The sequence below is a fragment of the Streptomyces sp. NPDC000410 genome (assembly GCF_040300305.1).
Lineage (GTDB): Bacteria > Actinomycetota > Actinomycetes > Streptomycetales > Streptomycetaceae > Streptomyces.
This window is the reverse complement of the sequence record NZ_JBEPDM010000006.1, coordinates 239,650-256,112: the sequence shown is the minus strand read 5'-3', so window position 1 is coordinate 256,112 and position 16,463 is coordinate 239,650. Positions and strand designations below refer to the sequence as shown.

Annotated in this window: 10 protein-coding genes; 9 read left to right on the top strand and 1 reads right to left on the bottom strand. The window is 70.9% G+C overall.

The window, feature by feature from the left end; genetic code table 11:
- The first annotated feature begins 53 nt into the window (after nt 1-53).
- The gene (gene clpX, locus ABT342_RS11015; protein WP_351570293.1) at nt 54-1,319 is read left to right on the top strand and encodes an ATP-dependent Clp protease ATP-binding subunit ClpX; all 1,266 of its coding nucleotides are present in this window, start codon (nt 54-56) and stop codon (nt 1,317-1,319) included.
- Nucleotides 1,320-1,339: 20 nt separating this feature from the next.
- Here the strand turns inward: clpX and ABT342_RS11010 are convergent, their stop codons facing one another.
- On the bottom strand, nt 1,340-2,194 hold the full coding sequence (locus ABT342_RS11010) for an SAM-dependent methyltransferase (protein WP_502965505.1): 855 nt from the start codon (nt 2,192-2,194) through the stop codon (nt 1,340-1,342).
- Between the two features lie 514 nt (nt 2,195-2,708).
- Between ABT342_RS11010 and ABT342_RS11005 the strand changes: the two genes are divergently transcribed.
- The 8 genes from ABT342_RS11005 to ABT342_RS10970 all read left to right on the top strand — a co-directional run bounded on the left by ABT342_RS11005 (nt 2,709) and on the right by ABT342_RS10970 (nt 16,444).
- Entirely contained in the window at nt 2,709-4,559 is a 1,851-nt protein-coding gene (locus ABT342_RS11005) for a phage tail sheath C-terminal domain-containing protein (RefSeq protein ID WP_351570287.1), read from the top strand.
- Nucleotides 4,560-4,595: 36 nt separating this feature from the next.
- A complete protein-coding gene (locus ABT342_RS11000; RefSeq protein ID WP_351570284.1) occupies nt 4,596-5,120 on the top strand; it encodes a phage tail protein in 525 nt (174 codons plus the stop codon).
- Nucleotides 5,121-5,411: 291 nt separating this feature from the next.
- Nucleotides 5,412-6,158 (top strand): T4 family baseplate hub assembly chaperone, encoded by a 747-nt coding sequence (locus ABT342_RS10995; RefSeq protein ID WP_351570281.1) that lies wholly within the window; start codon nt 5,412-5,414, stop codon nt 6,156-6,158.
- Nucleotides 6,151-6,882: a hypothetical protein gene (locus ABT342_RS10990; protein WP_351570278.1), complete on the top strand. Its 732-nt coding sequence runs from the start codon at nt 6,151-6,153 to the stop codon at nt 6,880-6,882. The genes ABT342_RS10995 and ABT342_RS10990 overlap by 8 nt, the downstream gene beginning before the upstream one ends.
- 12 nt (nt 6,883-6,894) lie before the next feature.
- Nucleotides 6,895-7,713, top strand: coding sequence for a Pvc16 family protein (locus ABT342_RS10985; RefSeq protein WP_351570275.1), 819 nt, complete (start codon nt 6,895-6,897; stop codon nt 7,711-7,713).
- A 33-nt stretch (nt 7,714-7,746) separates the two neighbouring features.
- The gene (locus ABT342_RS10980; protein ID WP_351570356.1) at nt 7,747-9,873 is read left to right on the top strand and encodes an ATP-binding protein; all 2,127 of its coding nucleotides are present in this window, start codon (nt 7,747-7,749) and stop codon (nt 9,871-9,873) included.
- Nucleotides 9,864-10,172, top strand: coding sequence for a hypothetical protein (locus ABT342_RS10975; RefSeq protein WP_351570272.1), 309 nt, complete (start codon nt 9,864-9,866; stop codon nt 10,170-10,172). The genes ABT342_RS10980 and ABT342_RS10975 overlap by 10 nt, the downstream gene beginning before the upstream one ends.
- Nucleotides 10,169-16,444 carry an eCIS core domain-containing protein gene (locus tag ABT342_RS10970; RefSeq protein WP_351570269.1) on the top strand — a complete coding sequence of 2,092 codons (6,276 nt, stop codon included), beginning with the start codon at nt 10,169-10,171 and terminating at the stop codon, nt 16,442-16,444. Before ABT342_RS10975 ends, ABT342_RS10970 begins: the two co-directional genes overlap by 4 nt.
- The last annotated feature ends 19 nt before the right edge of the window (nt 16,445-16,463 follow it).

Sequence of the window (16,463 nt, the reverse complement as noted above, 5' to 3'; positions counted from 1 at the left end):
AGCATCCAGATGATGAGATCATCTGTCACAATCACCCGAAAGGCTCAGGGGTCATGGCACGCATCGGTGACGGCGACTTCTTACTGACGTGCTCTTTCTGCGGAAAGAGCCAGAAGCAGGTGAGAAGGCTCATCGCCGGTCCCGCCGGCGTATACATCTGCGACGAATGCGTCGGGCTCTGCAATGAATTGATCGACGAGGAGCTGGGCGCGACCGCCGAGGACCCGCTCGACGAGCTGCCGGCGCCGGCGGAGATCCACCGGTTCCTCGATCAGTACGTGATCGGCCAGGACGCGGCCAAGCGGTCCCTCGCGGTCGCCGTCTACAACCACTACAAGCGCGTACGGGCCGCGGACGACGAGGACGTGCCCGTCGAGGTCGCCAAGTCCAACGTCCTGCTGCTGGGGCCCACCGGCTGCGGCAAGACGTATCTGGCCCAGACGCTCGCCAAGCTGCTGAACGTGCCGTTCGCCATCGCCGACGCCACCGCGCTCACCGAGGCCGGTTACGTCGGCGAGGACGTCGAGAACATCCTGCTGGGGCTCCTCCAGGCCGCCGACTACGACGTGCGGCGCGCCGAGACCGGCATCGTCTACATAGACGAGATCGACAAGATCGCCCGCAGGAGCGAGGGCCCTTCGAGGCAGCGCGACGTGTCCGGTGAGGGCGTACAGCAGGCCCTGTTGAAGATCCTGGAGGGATCGGTCGCCTCGGTGCCGCCGCACGGCGGCCGCAAGCACCCGAACCAGGAGTTCGTCCAGCTCGACACGACGAACGTGCTGTTCATCGTGGCCGGCGCGTTCGCCGGGCTGGAGCACATCATCAACGACCGCGTGGGCGGCCGGGGAATGGGCTTCGGTCCCGCGCTCCCCCCGCAGGCCGCGGCCGCCGAGGGCGACGTGTTCGCCGGCGTCATGCCCGCGGACCTGATCAGGTTCGGCCTGATCCCCGAGTTCATCGGCCGGCTGCCGGTCATCACCCGGGTGTCGAGCCTCGACGAGGCCGCCCTGCTGAGGACGCTGACCGAGCCGCGCAACGCCCTGGTCAAGCAGTACCAGAAGCTGTTCCGGATGGACGATGTCGAACTCGAGTTCAGCCAGTCGGCACTTGAGGCCATCGTCGCCCGGACCGTCCTGCGCGGCACGGGGGCGCGTGGGCTGCGGGCCATCCTGGAACACGTCCTGCGGCCCGTCATGTACGACATCCCCAGCCGCGCCGACGTGGCCAAGGTCGTCATCAACGAGCGTACGGTCACGGACGACGTCGACCCCATGGTCGTCATCCGGCGGCCCGCGCCGCCGGCCCCGCACGACAGCTGATCGTGCGGGGCCGGACCCCGCTACGGCTTGCGGGCGACCGCGCAGTAGGCGTCGACCGCCGTCGTGGTGTCCAGGGACGTGCCGGGCTCCGGGCGCCACCGCGTGACCTGGACGACCCCGGGGTCGACCAGCGTCAGACCGGAGAAGAAACCGCCGATCTCCTCGACGCTGCGCACGTAGTACGGCACCGCTCCGCTGGAGTTGTACGCCTCCGAGGCCGCGATCATGCCCGGACTGGTGGCCGTGCTGTCGCTGATCACCAGGTGACTGCCGGACGGCAGACCGGCCATGAGCCGCGACACCAGCTCGCGGGCCCGGTCGTAATCGGCCACGTGGCCGAGGGTGTTGAGGATCATCAGGGCGATCGGCCGGGAGAAGTCCAGCGTGCTCGCCGCGGACTTCAGGATGGCCTCGGGCTCGTACAGGTCGGCGTCGATGTACGAGGTCTCCCCTTCGGGGGTGCTGGTGAGCAGCGCCCGTGCGTGGGCGAGCACCAGGGGGTCGTTGTCGACGTACACGATCCGCGCGTCCGGTGCCACGCGCTGCGCGACCTCGTGGGTGTTGTCGGCGGTCGGCAGCCCGGTGCCGATGTCCAGGAACTGGCGGATGCCCTGCTCGCCGGCCAGGTGGCGGACCGCGCGTCCGAGGAAGTGGCGGCTGGTGCGGGCCACGTCGACCAGGCCCGGGAAGATCTCCTTGATGTGGTCACCGATCTCGCGGTCGACCTCGTAGTTGTCCTTGCCGCCCACGAAGTAGTTCCAGAAGCGGGCGGAGTGCGGCTTGCTGGTGTCGATCCGCGCGCGTATGTCCGCGGCTTCGTGGGTGGCGTCACGGTCGGACACGGGGCTCCTCCTGGGCTGAGCGGTGCAGGTCATGGGTCACGGCAACGTCGCGTGCCGAGCCGGGCGTTGGAAGTATCGCAACGCGAGGTGACGGAGTGCACGCGGGGGGTGCTCGAACGGTTCGGCCGCCTCCTCGGCGGGATCCGCGGGGGCAAGGCGGCGCGCCGAGGAGATTGCCGTTCGGCTTGTTCGGCACGCAGGGGACGATTTTTCTGTGAAGCGCTCGTGAATTGGTCTTCATATTCCGGCTACGGAAACTCACTGACCATGCCGAATGATGTCCATGGAACCCCCTGGACAATCACGGACGGTTGACCGAAAGCGCGCCTTGACCATTCGTCAGGAGACACACGAGACTCCCCCTGAGGCACTCATTCATCAGGCGCCACAAGCAGACGCGCATACTGCCGGCCCTGCGAGACCGATATCGCACGGGGTGTGTGACGGGGGAAACGCCGAAGAGCGTACGGGTGTGTTTTCGACGCCTGCGCGCATTCTCTTCACGTCCCCTCCTCATCTCTTGGTGCGCGAAGGGAATGGAGGGGGAATGCCGACGCATATGGGCTATCCCGGCGTATATATCGAGGAACTTCCCAGCAGCGTCCGTACCATCGCCGCGGTCACCACCTCGGTGACCGCGTTCGTGGGACACACGCGCCGGGGTCCGCTCAACCAGCCGGTGCGGATCACCAGCTTCGCGGACTTCGAGCGCCGCTTCGGCGGGCTCACCTCCCGCAGCGCCGTCAGCTACGCGGTGCACCAGTTCTTCGGCAACGGCGGCACGGTCGCGGTGATCGTCCGCGTGGCCAAGGCCGGCACCGGCGAGGAAGCGTGCGTCACGCTGGAGTCCACCGAGGGGCACAGCGAGTGCCCGGTGCTCGAGGTGCACGCCAAGGAGCCCGGTGTCTGGGGCTCGGGGCTGCGGGTGGCCGTCGACCACGACACACCGACGCCGGACAGTACGTTCAACCTCCACGTCCTCGACGCGCGCGGCGGGGCCCGTGAGTCCTTCACCGGTCTGTCGATGAACGCCGGTCACGGCCGCTTCGTGGAGACCGTCGTGAACGCGGGCTCCTCCCTGATCCGGGTCAAGGCCCTGGACGAGGACCGGCCCGACCCGTCCGGCACGGTCTCCAAGCCCTTCGCGGCCGAGCTGCCCGATCTGACCGTCGAGCTGAAGGTGAAGATCGGCGATGTGGAGCGGGAGTTCACGCTCTACGAACCCGACCACGACGGCGAGCCGCCGTGCGATGTCACCGAGCTCGCCCTGCTGCTGGAGCGCAAGCTGCGCGCACTGCCCGACGCCCCGGGCAAGCACGCCTTCGCGGGCGCCGAGGTGACGGCCTTCGGCAGGCGGCTCCAGGTCGTCGCGGGGTCCACCGACCCCGACGACGTGGTGCGCTTCGTCGGCGAGTGCGCCAACGACCTGGGTCTTGAGGCCTCGGTCAACCCGCCGGTCTTCCCGCTCAAGGGCGGCAAGGACGGCGACCCGCCGGGACCGCGCGACCTCATCGGCAGCGAGGCCCGCAAGACGGGCGTACAGGCGCTGCGCGACGTCGACGACGTCAACCTGCTGACACTGCCGGAACTTTCGGCCTACGAGTCGGCCGACGACATGGTCACCGTGCTGTCCGCGGCCGAGCAGCTGTGCCGGGAGCGGCGGATCTTCCTGCTCGCCGACGCACCGTCGACGTGGGGCAGCGTGGACGCCGCCCGGGCGGGGATCGGCGCGTTCGACCCCGTACGCAGCGATCACGCGGCACTGTACTTCCCGCAGGTGCAGCTCACCGACCCGCTCACGGGCCGGCTCCGCGCCTTCCCGCCCTCGGGCGCGATCGCGGGCGTCATCGCCCGTACGGACGGTGAGCGCGGGGTGTGGAAGGCCCCGGCCGGGACCGAGGCGCGGCTGGCCGGTGTGCGCTCGCTGACGGTCAGGCTCACCGACCGGGAGAACGGACTGCTGAACCCGCTGGGCCTGAACTGCCTGCGCACCTTCCCGGTGGTCGGCCCGCTGGTGTGGGGCGCCCGCACGCTCGCCGGCGCGGACGCGCTGGACAGCGAGTGGAAGTACCTGCCGGTGCGCCGGCTCGCCCTCCATGTGGAGGAGAGCCTCTACCGCGGGCTGCAGTGGGTGGTCTTCGAGCCCAACGACGAGCAGCTCTGGCAGCAGATCCGGCTGAAGGCGTCGGCGTATCTCAACGATCTTTTCCGGCAGGGGGCGTTCAAGGGCGGCACGCCGCGCGAGGCGTACTTCGTCAAATGCGACAAGGACACCACCACCGACGCCGACATCGAGCGCGGTGTGGTCAATGTCGTGATCGGAATCGCGCCGGTCAGGCCCGCGGAGTTCGTGATCGTCAAGATTCAGCAGGTCGCCGGACAGTTCGACCTCTCGTAACCAAGGACCGAAGAAGAAGGAACACGAAGGAATCCGATGGCTGAGTTCCGGATCAATGCCCATCGCTTCGACCCCTACAAGAACTTCAAGTTCCTGGTCCTGTGGGACGGTCGAACGGTCGCGGGCATCAGCAAGATCAGTCCGCTCAAGCGCACGACCGAGGTGGTCAAGCACCGCCACGGCGGCGACCCGAGTTCGCCGCGCAAATCGCCCGGCCGCTCGGAATTCGAAGGTGTCACGCTCGAACGCGGCGTCACCCACGACCCGGAGTTCGACCGCTGGGCCAACAAGGTCTGGCAGGTGGGCGCCGGGCTCGGCTCGGAGGTCTCGCTGCGGGACTTCCGCAAGGACATCATCATCCAGGTCCTCAACGAGGCCGGGCAGGTGGCCGTCTCGCACAAGCTGTACCGGGCCTGGGTCAGCGAGTACCAGGTGCTCGGCGAGCTGGACGCCAACGCGAACGCCGTCGCCATCCAGAGCGTCAAGCTCGAATGCGAGGGCTGGGAACGGGACTACGAGGTGGAGGAACCGGTCGAGCCCTCGTTCACCCACCCGGCTTAGGGCCTGTCCGGCGGATCAGCCTGGATCAGCGAGCTGGGGGCACCTCCCGGGCCCCCAGGGCCCAGGGGGAGTCATGCGGCTTCGGATCCAAGGCGGAGGAAGGAGTCATGGCGGTGGGGGTACCTCCCGTGCCCGAAGGGCTACGAAGGACATGCCGACTGACGACAACGCTGGGGGTACCTCCCAGGCCGACAGGCCTAGGGGGAGAGACGGAGTCGCAGGGCGTCGCGAGCCCAGCATGATCCGCCGGACAGGCCCTAGAGGGCTGTCCGCGTACCGGAAGGCTGACGGATGACGCCGACGGGGCCCGCCGAGCTGCTGGCCACCTGGGAGGCCGGGCTCTCCCAGCACGACGCGGGACGGTCACTGCTGCTGCACCGGGTGGCCCGCCCGGGGGCCGGCACCGACGAGTTGCTCGCGGTGCCGGTCGGGGAGCGGGAGACGGACCTGTTCGCGCTGCGCCGGGCGCTGTTCGGCGAGCGCATGCAGGTGCGTGTCGACTGCGGGTCCTGCGGCGAGGCGATGGAGTTCGACCTCGACGCGAAGCTGCTCGGTGAGCGGCGCGGCGGTACGCGTGGGCCGCTGCGCGTGGAGGAGGGCGAGTGGGTGGTCGAGTTCCGGCTGCCCACGGTCGCCGACCTCGCGGCGGCCGGCGCGGCCGCCGACCCGGACGAGGCGCGCCGTCTGCTGCTGGCGCGCTGCGCGGTGTCGGCGGTACGGGGCGGGGTGGCGGTCGCGTCGGAACGGCTGCCCGCCCTCCTGCCCGAGCCGGTCCAGCGGCGGCTCGCCGAAGCGGCCGAGGAGGCCGACCCGGCGGCCGATGTGACGCTCGACGTGGCGTGCCCCGAGTGCGGTGAGGCCACCCCGGCCGAGCTGGACATCACCTCCTACCTGTGGACCGAACTGGACAACTGGGCGCGGGACTTGATGCTCGACGTCCATCTGCTCGCCACCGCCTACGGGTGGAGCGAGCCGGAGATCCTGGCGCTCAGCCCGCTGCGGCGTCGTTACTACCTGGAGCTGTGCGCGGATGCCTGACCACTTCGACCGGCTGCTCGCCCGATACGCCGCACCGGCGGACGCGGCCCCTGCCCCGACCGTACGGCGGGTGCGGCCGCGGCTGCCCGGTCCGTTCGAGCGGATCGAGGCGCTGCGGACCGCCGCGCCCGAACCCGACGAGCCCGCAGCCCTGGTTCCGACCGCGACGCGGGGGCCTGCCTCGGGCCCCGCGGAGCTGGTGCGCCATGAACGGGAGGTGCGGACGGACCGGCACACCGTCGTGAGGACCGACGCGGCGGCGCGGCCGGGCGAGCCCGAGCGGCCCGCCCCGCCGGCGGTCGCGGCCCCGCTGCTCAGGCCCGCCGCACACGCGGCTGCGCGGCCGCCCCACCCGGTGGCGGCCTTCGACAGCCCTCGTACGGCCGCCGGTCCGGCTTCGCCGGCGGTCGGTGACGTACCCCGGCAAGGGCCCGGGGACGCCCCGCCGCGCGCCACCGGCCAGGCGTCCCCCGGCCAGGCGGCCGGGCCGGTTCGGCCGCGCGGCGCCGACACCACGCCAGCGCGTGGCGCGGCGCGCGGCGGGCTCGGCCGGCGTGCGCCCCGGCCCGCCGAGCGCGTCGTGCACGTACAGATCGGCCGGCTCGAAGTGAGCGCGGCTCCACCGCCGGGCGCGGGGCGCACCGACCGGCCCGACCGGACGGTGCGGCGCGCACCCGCGCTGACCCTGGACGACTACCTGGCGCGCGGCGAGAAGAGGGACTGAGGTATCGAGGTCATGAGCAACGCACTTGCCGTCGCGACGGTCACCCAGGCTCTGGCCCTGCTCATCGAGAGCAACCTGGGACCGGAGACGGACATCGCGGTGAAGGTGGAGACCCGCAGACCGCCGGCCGAGCCACCGTCCGAACCGACCATCTACGTCTTCCTCTACCAGATCACCCCGAACGCCTCGATGCGCTCCACCGACCTGCCCACCCGTGCCTCGGACGGCACGCTGGTCAAGCGTCCGGCGGCGCCGCTGGATCTGCACTATCTGATCAGCGCGTACGGGGAGGAGTCGGAGCTGGTCGGCCAGCGGCTGATCGGGTGCGTGGTGCGTACGCTGCACGAGATCCCCGTGCTGCCGAAGGAGTTGATCGAGCTCGCGGCGGAGCGGCCGTATCTCGCGGGCAGCGACCTGGCCGAGTCGGCGCAGAAGGTGCGGTTCACACCGACGGTGATGGACATCGACGAGACGTCCAAGCTGTGGGGGATGCTGCACCAGACGCCGTACGCCCTCTCGGTGGCGTACCAGGCCTCGCTGGTCCTGATCGAGGGCCGCGAACGGCCGGTCCCGGCGGAACCGGTGCGGACGCGGACGGTGCGGGTGCTGCCGTTCGGGGCACCGGGCGCGCCGGTGCCGCCGGGCGGGCGGGCTCCGGCGAGCGCGCAGGAGGAGCCTGCGACTCCCCCCGACCCGGCTCCGGCTCCAGCTCCAGCTCCAGCTCCAGCTCCAGCTCCAGCTCCGGCGAGGAAGCGTGCCGCTGCCAAGCGCTCCACGCCCGCCCGTGCCCGCAAGGCCACGGAACAGGGCCCGGACGGCGAGGAGCGCTGAGACACGGTGCGCGACACGGGGGCGGATGACGGCATGGGGCCGAACGCGGCGACGGACGGCCGGATCACGGGCGCGCGTCCCGGCGCGGACGGCCGGGCGCTGACCGAGGCGATCCGGTCGGTCCTCGCGCGCATCGACGCACACGCGGCACGGGCCTCCCGGCCGGGAGCGGCGGCGCGCGCGGACGCTTCCCGGCCGGACGCCGGACACGGAACCGGCGGCGCGCCCGACGGCGAACGGGAGCATCCCACCGCCGACGCGCCCGCGGAAGGCGGCCACGCTTCGGAGACGGCCTCGCCCGCCGGTGGGCAAAAACAGCTCACCGCGAGCACGGCGGCCGCCGACGTGGTCCCGGGCGCCGGGCCGGCGGCGCTCGACGCGCTCGTCGCGTGCTTCGGGCTCACTCCCTTCGAGCGGGACGTCGTGCTGCTCACCGCCGCCGCGGAAATGGATCCCAGCACCGGCAGCCGGTGCGCCGCGGCGAGCGGGGACGGGCAGCGGGACCATCCCAGCTTCTCCCTCGCACTCGCCGCACTGACGGAACCGCACTGGAGCGCGCTGACGCCCGTCGCCCCGCTGCGCCGCTGGCGGCTGGTCGAACTCGACGACGAGACCCGGCTGACCACGTCACGGGTGCGGCTCGACGAGCGGATCCTGCATTTCCTCGCCGGCTCGCCGTATCTGGACGCCCGGCTGCACGGGCTGCTGCGGCGTACGGAGGTGCCGGAGTCCCTGCCGCCCTCGTACGACCTGGCCGCGAGCCAAGTCGCGGCGGGCTGGGCGGGCGCCGGGCGGCACGCGCCGCTCCGGGTCGAGCTGGTCGGCGGGGATCAGCGCTCCCGCGCCGACATCGCCGCGGCGGCCGCGGCCCGTTCCGGCCTCGGGCTGTACGCGATGGCCGCCGACGACATCCCCACCGACCCCGCCGAGCGCGACCGCCTCGCCCGGCTCTGGCAGCGCGAGGCGATCCTGCTCCCCGCGGCGCTGCTGGTGGAGGTCGGGGACCTGGAGCGCGACCAGGCCGCCGCCGCGGACGCGTTCGTCGAGAGCGCCGCCGTACCCCTCGTCGTATCCTCCCCCGACCCACGGCAGACCGCGCGGTCGCGCGGCGAGCGGGTCACCGTCCCGGCCCTCGACACCGAGGAGCAACTGGGCCTGTGGGCCGCCGCGTTCGAGGACGTACCGGAGGTGTCCGACGAGGACCTCCGTGACCTGGTCTCCCAGTTCTCGCTGCCGCCTCATCTGATCCGCTCGGCGGGCGCGACCGTCGTACGGGACCTGCCGGGCGAGGACGGTCCGGACGCCACCGGACTCGCCTGGAGGGCCGGGCTCGCCGAGGCCCGCATGGGGATGGACGAGCTGGGCCGGCGGATCGAGCCGCAGGCGTCGTGGGACGATCTGGTGCTGGCGGACCGACAGTTGAAGATCCTGCGTGAGATCGTCGCGCATGTACGGCAGCGTCCGACCGTCTACCAGGAGTGGGGCTTCGCGGCGACGCTGCGCCGCGGCCTCGGCGTCACCGCCCTGTTCGCGGGCGGCTCCGGCACCGGCAAGACGCTCGCCGCCGAGGTGATGGCGCGGGAGCTGGGGCTGGACCTGTTCGTCATCGATCTGTCGCAGGTGGTCAGCAAGTACATCGGCGAGACCGAGAAGAACCTGCGCAAGGTGTTCGACGCCGCCGAACGCGGCGGCGCGCTGCTGCTGTTCGACGAGGCCGACGCGCTCTTCGGCAAGCGCAGCGAGGTCAAGGACAGCCATGACCGTTACGCGAACCTCGAGGTCAGCTATCTGCTGATGCGGATGGAGGCGTACCGGGGTCTCGCGATCCTGACCACCAACATGAAGCAGGCCCTGGACACCGCGTTCATGCGCCGGATCCGCTTCGTCGTCGACTTCCCCTTCCCCGGCGAGAGCGAGCGCGCCGAGATCTGGCGGCGCGTGCTCCCCGCGCGGGCGCCGATGAAGGGCATCGATCCGGAGCTGCTGGCGCGGCTGACGGTGGCGGGCGGCTCGATCCGCAACATCGCGCTGTCGGGCGCCTTCCTCGCGGCGGAGGAGGGCGACCGCCTCCAGATGCGGCACATGCTGGAGGCGGCCCGTACCGAATACCTCAAGCTGGACCGCTCCTTGACACCGTCGGAGGTCCACGGATGGGTCTGAACGATCTGCACGAGACGCCCTCCACGGATACGGAGAGTGCCGTACGCGTCGACATCGGCGAGCTGGTGCTCGACGGTTTCGAACGCCTCGACCCGGACCGGGTGTCGGCCGCATTCCAGGCCGAGCTGGCCCGGCTCGTACGCGAGCGGGGCGTACCCCTGGCCGCCGACGGCGGCCGGGCCCTGGACGCGCTGTCGGGGCTGCCACCGCTGCCCGCGACGACCTCGCCGGGGCGGCTCGGCGAGGCGCTGGCGCGCGCGGTGCACGCGGGACTCTCGGGGCGGGGTGAGGTGCGATGAGTACGCCGTCCCCCGCGCGGGACTCCCGGTCGGCACAGGCCGCCGAGCGGCGCCGCAAGCGCAAGGAGCGGGCCGCGTCCCGTACTCCGGAGCCCAAGAACATCGTCAGCGGCGCCGGTCAGCCACTGGATCTGAGCGTACGGCGTGAGCTGGAGGAACAGCTCGGGCACGACCTCGGCCGGGTACGGCTGCACACCGACCGGGACGCGGACGCGCTCACCGAGATGCTGGGCGCGGACGCGGTCGCGGTCGGCCAGGACATCTTCTTCCGCGAGGGCGCGTACCGGCCGGGCACGACGGACGGCCAACGGCTGCTCGCGCACGAGCTGTTGCACACGGTCCAGAACCCGGACGGTCTGGGCGCGCTGCGCGCGGGCCGCGATCTGGGCGCGGTGAGCCTGCCGCAGCAGGCGGTGGAGCTCGAGGCGGAGTCGGCGGCGCAGGATCTCGTACGGAAGGGAGAGGCCGCTACCGACATCGAGCCCGGCCGGGCGACGCCCGGGTGGCTGCGGTACGCGACCGTGGACGCCGACCGCAGGCGCCTGGAGGAGATGGACCCGGCAACCCTGCTCGACCGGCTGGCGAACGGCGTGCTGCGCTCCCTGCGCGGCGACCCGCAGGACCGCTCCAAGCGCGTACGCACACAACTGGCCCGATTTTCCGAGGAGATGCAGGACGCTGTCCTGGATCGGCTCGAACTCCGGCTGCTCAGCTCGGAGCACGAGCGTCTGATCGAGCTGGTCGAGGAGACCGAGGAATCCGGGCTCCACGGTCAGGACACGTTGGCGGCTCCGGAGGCGCTCCCCGACGTCATCGAACTGCTCGAAACGGAACGCGATCGGGATCGGGATCGGGCGGACGGCTCCGAGGACCGCGAGCGCGAGGAGAAGCCGCCCCGGGACGAGTCCCAGGAAGGTGAACAGGCTCCTGCTCCGGAGTCCGGCGGCGGTGGGGCCCCGGCCCCCGCCCCGACGTCCCCCCGGCCCCGGCAGGAGCCGAGGACCGGCACGGCGACGGCCTCCGGGAGCGGTGCCGCATCCCGGAACGGGCAGGAGAAGGGCAGCAGTGAGCCGGCCGGCGGGAAGGAGTCCAAGGAGACGAAGGAGTCCAAGGAGGCTCCGGCAGCGGTCGAGGCGGAGCCACCCCCGGTCACCGGACAGCAGCCGCCCAAGGCGGACAAGCGTGAGAACGGTGACAGGAAGAGCGCCGGGGTCGAGCCCGGGGCGCTGCTGAAGACCGCCGACCAGGGCGCCAGGAGCACTCTGGACGGCAAGCGCCTTCAGGACGAGGAGGCCGCGGACGAGGCCCCGTTCAGCCTGGAGACGAGCGTGGAGGGCGAGCTCGGTGCTCTTCGCGAGGAGGAGACCGAGCCCGAGGACAGCGCCTGGGACGTCGAGCTGGCGCCGGAGGACTTCGTACCCGCGTCGGACCCGGACGTCTCCGGCGTACCGACCGCGGAGCGGATCACTCCGGGGTCGAGTGCGCCTCAGCAGGCGCCGTCCTTCCCCCAGCCTCCGCCCACCAAGGCCGAGAAGGTCCAGGCCCAGCGTGAGGAGGAGGACGCGGAGGAAAGGTCCGGCACGGACGGCGAGGAGTTCGCGTCATCCGCGGCCTCCGCCGACGGTGCGACGGACACGGCCGGCGCCCCTCCCCGGGCGGCGGACCGGGGGGCGAAGCTGCTGCGGGAAACGAAGCCGCTCGACCAGGAGGCCGGTCCGGATCCCGATGCGCGTCGCTCCGGGACGCCGGAGGCCACCGTCCTCGCCGAGAGCGGGCCGAAGCCGGAGGCAGGCGCGGAGGACAAGCAGGCCGAGCCGGAGCGGGCCCAGGAACCTCCGGAAGCGGCCCCCGAGCCCGTCGCCGAGCGGCAGCAGACGGACCGGGCCGCGGCGGCCGGCGGGAGTTCGCCGGCGTCCGGTCCGCCCGCCGCGCAGGCCGCGCCGGCCGCTGCCCCCTCGACCACGGGTGACACCGGTGCGGCCGGACGTGAAGGGACCCCGGCTCCGGACAGCCGAGCACCCGGTACGGCGGGAGGCAACGAGCCTCCCGCCACGGGCGGTTCACCGGACTCCGCTCCGGCCCCGGACCGAACCCCGGCGCAGGACCAGGCCCCGGCCCCGGCCCCGGCCCCGTCTCCGGCGCAGGACCAGGCGCCGTCCCCTGACCCGGCCCCGGCCAGGGCCGCCGCACCCCGCCGCTCCCGTTCGTCCGGCCCCGCGCCCCGTACCAAGGGCGGCGGTGGAGGTACCCGTCACGCCTCGGGCGGCGGGGGCGGAGGTGGCGGCGCACGCGCCGCGGCGCCGTCGAAGGCCACGTCGGCACCCGGCGCGCCGGACCTGTCGCAGGCGTCGCCGGAGGCCGGGCTGGGTACGGCCGCAACGCTGAAGCCGCACCGGGCCCTTGAGGCACTGGGCGGGGTGAACGGCGCGGTCGACCGGAGCGTGGGCCAGGAACACCAGGCGCTGCGGAGCGCGCCGCCCACCATGGAACGGCCGGCGGGTGCACCGCAGACCCTGCACGGCGCGCCGACGACGTCCGCCCCGGGCGAGTACTCCGGTGATCCGGCCGCCGAGGTCGACTCTCCGGAGCAGGAAGAGGCGAAGGTCGGCGGTGACAAGACCCCGGAGGGCGAGATTCCGGGGATGGACATCGAGGAGCCGAGCACGCTCGAAGGGCTGCTGGCGGGTGGTGCCCAGCTCATCGTGAAGGGGATCAACGCCGTTGGGAGCTTCCTCGGTGCCGACGAGGACGTCATCGACTCCCAGGCCGTGGTCCGGTGGATTCTCGACCTGCCGACCGAGGACGAGATGCTCGCCAAGGCCTCCGTGGGCATGGCGCCGGGCGTGGGCATGGAGGGCGAGACCGGCGGGCGGGCCGACGAGCAGGGCACGGAGGTCGACAACAAGGGCCGGCAGCTGCACGCGCAGGGGCAGGCGGACGCCGGGCGCCCCCTGGGTGAGGACCAGGTCTACCCCGATGTGCCGCAGGAGACCCTCACGTCGAAGGTACCGGGCGCACAGGGACAGGGCGGCGACACCGGGGGCCCTGCCGCTGCCGCAGGGCGGATACCCCCGGAGGCCGTGTCCGAGGTGGCCGAGCACGAGCGCGGCCCCCAGCTGAAGGCCGCGTACAGCGACGGCCAGAAGACCATGGCCACCAAGCGGCAGGTCAAGGACCGGGACACCCAGGCGTCGCGGCAGCGGCACAAGGAGCAGGTCCGGACCGAGATCGACGCCAACACCAGGACGCAGGCCACGGAGCGCCAGAAGACGAAGACCGAGGTGGCCCGGCAGCGCCAGGAGTGGCGGACCGAGCAGGACACGGAGCTGAACGGCCTCGGCACCAAGAAGTCCGACAAGATCCTGAAGCTCCGTCAGGAGGTGGCGGACAAGGAGAAGGTGACCGACGAGCAGGTCGAGACGCGCCGGAAGAGCGACGAGGAGGGCATCCAGACAAAGTCCAGGACCGCGGAGCAGAACGCTCAGACAGAACAGAACACGGCCAAGAACAACTCCGGAAGCTGGCTCTCCAACGCGTTCGACTGGATCCGCGACAAGCTCATCGAGCTCAAGAACAAGATCATCGGATTCTTCCGGATGGCCCGACAGGCCGTCGTACAGCTGATCACCGACTTCAAGGGCACGGTGCTCGGCCTGATCAACAAGGCGCGCGAGTTCATCGTCGAGAAGTTCAAGCAGTTCACCGAGGCCCTGATCCAGCTGGCCAAGGACCTGCTCAACGAGATCCTGAAGATCGCGACCCGCATCCGCAACCTCATCATCCGTATCCGCGACGCGGCGATCGCCCTGGTCAACCGGATCGCGGCCGAGCTCAAGCGGATGATCACCGATCTGCTCAACAGGATCGCCAAGATCCTCAGCGACATCCTCAACGTCCTCAGGGAGGCCCTGCGCCTGGCGGTCCAGGCCGTGATGAGCGCCGTCAAGGCCATCATGGACTTCGCCCTGGGGCTGCTCAACGCGCTGGGCGAGTGGGCGATGATCGCGGCCGACATCATCATGGACCCCGGCGCCTGGCTCAGCGGCGCCAAGGCCTCGGCGGAGGACGGCGCCAAGAACCATCTGTTCCGCGAGGTCACCTCGGCGGTCAAGAACTGGTTCAACGAGAAGATCCAGGAGGTCCTCGGCCTCCCCAAGCAGATCTTCGACGCCCTGCTGAACGGAGGGGTCAGCAAGGAGCAGATGGCGAAGGAGGCGTGGGACGCGGCGCTTCCCCAACTCCCGATCATCATCGGCGAGGTCGTGGTCACGAAGATCATCGCCAAGCTGATCCCGGGCGCGGGATGGGTCATGGCCGTCATCGACGCGCTGAAGTCCGCGTGGGGCGCGCTGAGCGAGATCCTCAAGGCCTTCGGCGCGTTCATGGACTACCTGAAGGCCGTCAAGGGCGGCAACGCCGGCGTGCTCTTCGCCAAGGCTGTGGCGTCCGGGGTGGTGGCGCTGCTGGAGCTGGCGTACGAGGCGCTGCTCAGCGGCGTCGGCAAGTACGTGAAGAAGGTCGGCGACCGGCTGCGCGGGGTGGCGGCGAACCTCAAGAAGCCCGGCACCAAGGACCCCGACAAGCCGGGCACCCCGAACACCCCGAACGCGCCCGGCGCCCCCAAGGACCCGACGCGGCCGAACCCCCCGGACAAGCCGCAGGCCACGGACCCCAAGAACCGGCCGGACAAGAAGAAGGAGGCCGACCAGGCCCGGGACAGGACGAAGCAGGCCAACGACGAACTCAAGAACCCGAAGCGCCCGAAGCGCCCGCCCCGCCCCCCGCGCCCGACGAGGCCCGCCCGCCCCGCCCCCCGGCGCGACACCCCGGCCCCCCGCCCGGACACCCGCAGGCCGGACGACCGCCGCACCAACGACCAGGACGGGGCCCGCCCGCGCCGCGAGACGGAGGGCACGAAGCCGACCCCGCGCCGGCGCGATCCCTCCCCGGAACGCCGGGCGGACACCCGCGCGAAGCACACGGTGAAGACGGCCCAGGACCGCAACCGCCGCGCCCGGCGCGACCTGGACCGCAACAACGACCGCGACAACAGGCGGCGTCGGGACCTGGACAACAACGACCGCAGGATGCGGGACGCGTACCGGCGCAGGCGGGATCTGCTGCGGGAGCAGGAGAGGAAGCGGCAGGAGCAGAAGCGCCGGCGGCGCGACGATCGGCGCAGAAAGGAGAACTCCGAGGCATCGAAGCTGGACCGGCTCCGCAGGATCGTCGCGAGGCTGCGCCGTACCTTGTTCCCTCTGCTGAAGCGGGGAATCCGTGGCCCTGTCTATCACGGACTCCTGCGGACTCTGCGGGCCTGGCACCGGCTCACGGCGCTCTCGACATCGGGAACTTCCGATCCTCGCATCATCGCCACGCTGAACCCGTCCCAGACGGTCGCTCCGTTCGAATGGGATGAGGACGAGGAGGGCTACACCGTTGCCACCTTCGAGGCGTTCGACACGGAGAACCGGTTCCCGTCCCGCAACCAGAAGAAGGACAAGCGGCCGGAGAAGGACGACCCAAATGTGGCAGAGTTCAGACGGCTCGTCATCAAGGAGCTTGACGGACTCGCCGAGGATGCCGAGCTGTCGGAGGTCAAGCAACTCTGCGCCAGACTCGCACGCAGGAATCCGCGTCTGGGAATAAATGACAAGCACTTCAACTGGCTGGATGAGTCCCCGGATTCATCGAGTCTTCTGCTGAACCACCCCGGTGCGGCCATGCCGGCGGTTGGCAGGTTCCAGCGGCAGAACTATTACGCGCCCACAGGAGAGCGGAACGAGCAACTCGTCATCGCCGACCTGAACGGCAATGAGTACGTCCGGGACAAGCTGGGCAACAAGGTCCCCCGGAAGGTCACCCGGAACATGTCGGCAGACGACCTCAAGACCTGGAACCGGCAGGGCATAAACCCGCGAGACCCGGACGGTAACGTTGCCGTATGGCTGCACGTAGCCGGCGCGACTGATTCACCGTTCATATCGACCACAAAGGTGCAGAGCGGAGACATCACCAACCCCGACGGTGATCTATTCGGCGAGGGAGATGGATTCGCTTACCACGGCACGATCACCATCGACCTTTCCTACGTGTCACCGAGCAACATCTACGACCTGACTCGGGCTGGAGGACAGAATGAATGGAACCTCGGTGCCCCGAACTCGCGTATCAGACAACAGGCGCTCCGCGATGTCGTGAGGACACAGGAAGTCCTCATCAAGGGAGCAGTCCCCAAGGCTGCCATCAAACTCCTCAAGTCCCATCGATAGAATCCGATGCCACCGGGAA

What these genes read in the sequence shown, in the direction of transcription:
- clpX (WP_351570293.1), top strand. Translation starts at nt 54, where the DNA reads ATGGCACGCATCGGTGACGGCGACTTCTTACTGACGTGCTCTTTCTGC.
- ABT342_RS11010 (WP_502965505.1), bottom strand. Translation starts at nt 2,194, where the DNA reads ATGACCTGCACCGCTCAGCCCAGGAGGAGCCCCGTGTCCGACCGTGAC.
- ABT342_RS11005 (WP_351570287.1), top strand. Translation starts at nt 2,709, where the DNA reads ATGCCGACGCATATGGGCTATCCCGGCGTATATATCGAGGAACTTCCC.
- ABT342_RS11000 (WP_351570284.1), top strand. Translation starts at nt 4,596, where the DNA reads ATGGCTGAGTTCCGGATCAATGCCCATCGCTTCGACCCCTACAAGAAC.
- ABT342_RS10995 (WP_351570281.1), top strand. Translation starts at nt 5,412, where the DNA reads ATGACGCCGACGGGGCCCGCCGAGCTGCTGGCCACCTGGGAGGCCGGG.
- ABT342_RS10990 (WP_351570278.1), top strand. Translation starts at nt 6,151, where the DNA reads ATGCCTGACCACTTCGACCGGCTGCTCGCCCGATACGCCGCACCGGCG.
- ABT342_RS10985 (WP_351570275.1), top strand. Translation starts at nt 6,895, where the DNA reads ATGAGCAACGCACTTGCCGTCGCGACGGTCACCCAGGCTCTGGCCCTG.
- ABT342_RS10980 (WP_351570356.1), top strand. Translation starts at nt 7,747, where the DNA reads ATGGGGCCGAACGCGGCGACGGACGGCCGGATCACGGGCGCGCGTCCC.
- ABT342_RS10975 (WP_351570272.1), top strand. Translation starts at nt 9,864, where the DNA reads ATGGGTCTGAACGATCTGCACGAGACGCCCTCCACGGATACGGAGAGT.
- ABT342_RS10970 (WP_351570269.1), top strand. Translation starts at nt 10,169, where the DNA reads ATGAGTACGCCGTCCCCCGCGCGGGACTCCCGGTCGGCACAGGCCGCC.